Origin of the sequence: Collinsella sp. AM17-1 (assembly GCF_003470665.1) — a bacterium.
Lineage (GTDB): Bacteria > Actinomycetota > Coriobacteriia > Coriobacteriales > Coriobacteriaceae > Collinsella.
In genome coordinates this window covers 1-2,627 of the sequence record NZ_QRJZ01000037.1, presented here as the reverse complement: position 1 = coordinate 2,627, position 2,627 = coordinate 1, and the positions used below count along the sequence as shown (strand labels likewise).

The 2,627-nt window shown below is 72.6% G+C and carries 2 protein-coding genes and 1 pseudogene; all 3 read left to right on the top strand.

Annotated elements, in window-relative coordinates:
- A pseudogene (locus tag DW195_RS10465) lies at positions 1–443 on the top strand (lantibiotic ABC transporter permease); the annotation flags it as partial.
- Positions 444–881: 438 nt separating this feature from the next.
- Positions 882–1,544: a response regulator transcription factor gene (locus DW195_RS10195; RefSeq protein WP_117842661.1), complete on the top strand. Its 663-nt coding sequence runs from the start codon at positions 882–884 to the stop codon at positions 1,542–1,544.
- A gap of 26 nt (positions 1,545–1,570) precedes the next feature.
- A partial coding sequence (locus DW195_RS10190; RefSeq protein WP_147356513.1) for a HAMP domain-containing sensor histidine kinase occupies positions 1,571–2,627 on the top strand: 1,057 nt, incomplete at its 3' end.

The window sequence follows — 2,627 nt, the reverse complement described above, 5'->3', positions numbered from 1 at the left end:
TCGGCGTTTTCGGGGCCGTGCTCGCCGTCGCCGGGCGCCTGCCGCTCGGGCCCGCTCCGCTTGCGGCCGCCTGGGCGGGCATCGTGCTGGGCAGCCTGCCCCTCTACGCGCTGGGGCTCGGCGTGGCCCTGCGCCTCGGCCGCAACGCCACCATCGGCGCCGGCGCGGCGGGGATGCTCCTCGCGTTCTTCTCAGTGGGCGGACTTGCGCACGGTCTCATGACCGGCGAGCTCACCGGTGCCCTGGCGACGCCCCTGAGCTGGGTGCCGCTCGCCTGGCCCGCGCGCCTGGGGTCGCTCGGGGTGGAGGCCTTCATCGACGCCGCACGCGCGGCGGGCCCACTCCTCACGACTGCGCTCGCTGGCCTCGTGCTCACCCTGGCAGCCGACGCCGTCCTTCTCGCCTGGTTCTGTCGCTTCGAGGACGGGAGGGCAGATGCGTAGGAGGCCGCTCGCCTCCATGCTCGTCCTCCTCTCCGCAGCGCTCGTCCTGGCCGGGATGCCCTGCTCGACGCCGGCTGGGGGTCGGCACTGCGCTCGATTGCCGACCGCGTGCTGCCCAACCCTGAGATCGCTATGTGGGCGCCCGCGCTCGAGCCCGGCAGCCACGCGAGCTCCTACGCCGACGCCACCGGGGCGGGGACAAACTATGTCTACCTGGTGGACGCTGCGGACGACAGGGGCAATGTCCGAGAGCTCCAGCTCATCTTCTTCGGGCGGGAGTCGGACGGCGAGGGCTGGCTCGGGATCGAGGCGCGCGGCGGCTCGGGCGTGCGCTACCGCGCGTGTGAAGCGGCTGAGGCGCCCGCAGCTGCGCGCAGGGCTCTGGACCGCTGAGTGCGGCGCTAGTACAATTCCGACGAGAGTTTCAGGAGGTCGAACATGGCGAGGATACTGGCAGTGGATGATGAACGGGCTATCCTCGACGCGCTCGCGCGCGTCCTCGGCCGCGACGGCCATGAGGTCGTCAGGGCGACGGACCCGACGGCGGTCCCGGGGATGGACCTCTCGCGCTTCGACCTCGTGCTCTGCGACGTCATGATGCCGGGGCTCGACGGCTTCGAGCTCGTGCGGCAGATCCGCCCGGACTTCGACGGGCCCATCGTCTTCCTGACCGCGCGCGTGGCCGAGGAGGATGCCGTGGCCGGCTACGGCCTGGGCGCCGACGACTACGTCCGCAAGCCCTTCGGTGCCGCGGAACTGCGCGCCAAGGTCGCGGCCCATCTACGCCGTGAGCGCCGGCCGCGCTCGCACGCTCTCTCCTTCGGGGAGGTGCGGATCGACCTCGGGGCGCGCGACCTCGCCGTGGGCGGCGAGACCGTGCCGCTCACGCCCACCGAGTACGCCATCTGCGAGTACCTCGCGCGCCACCCCGGGCAGGTCATGAGCCGCGCACAGATACGCGAGGCGGTGCTCGGCTGGGAGAGCGACGCCGACGACGCGGCCATATCCATGCAGGTCAGCCGCGCCCGGAGGAAGCTCTCCGAGGCCGGCGCCGATCCGATCGCGACCGTCTGGGGGATGGGGTACAAGTGGCAGCTCTGAGGATCGGGTCGCGGGGTCGCGGGGGCATGCCGCTCTCCTTCGTCATCGCGCGCTACTTCGCCTACGCGTTCGCGGCGGTCGCCACGGCGTGGCTCGCCTCGTTCATGGTGCTCTCCGTGGCGATCAACGCGGGCTTCGTCTACGAGGCAAGCTGGGGGCCGGCCAATGCGCGCGAGGTCGCGGAGGGCCTGGCACGCGACGGCGTTTGCGGGCAGCAGGACGTGCCGACGGCCTACCGCTACCTCATCCTGAACAAGGACGGATACGTGCTGATGACAGACCTCGAGGGCACGCGGCTCGAGGATGCGACGGAAATGGCCCGTACGGCACTCGCCGCGGATCCGGGCACAGTGGAGATCGAGGGCGGGGGCTCGGGCCTCACCTACGCTGCGTTCCCGCTCAAGGGCGGCGGGGCCTGCGCACTCGTCAGCGAGTACCTGCCGCAGTGGGTCTCGCGCGATCTCGCCAGCCTGCTTCCCAACCCGCAGAACCTCATGCTCGTCGGCGCCGCTGTGGGAAGCGCGCTCGCGCTCGCGCTCGTGGCGCGCCGTGCGAGCCGCGTGATCTCGCGCAAGATGGCGCCGCTCGCGGAGGCGGCGGGGCGCGTCGGCGCGGGGGAGCTCGACTTCGCGGTCGGCAGCACCAACGTGCGCGAGGTGAACGACGTCCTCGCCGCGATGGACGCCATGCGGGCCTCCCTCGCCGAGTCGCTCGAGGCCCGCTGGGCTGCGGAGCGGGGGCAGCGCGAGCAGATGGCGTCGCTCGCCCACGACCTCAAGACGCCGCTCACCGTGCTGCGCGCCAACGCCGACTTCGTGGCGGAGGAGCTGGAAGACGAGAATGACAGCGACCTCTCGGCCGCCGCGCGCGACATAGCCGGCGGTGTCGAAAGGCTCGACGGCTACGTGCGCCTGCTCATCGAGGCGTCGCGCGGGTCCGGCGGGGCGGAGAGGGCCCCCATGCGGCCGGCCGAGCTCTGCGAACAGGTCCTCGCCGAGGCCGCCCAGATCGCCCGGGCGCGAGGCGTGACGCTCGACGCGGCCACGGGCCCCGCTGTCGCGGGCGCGCCCGAGGCCCCGCTCG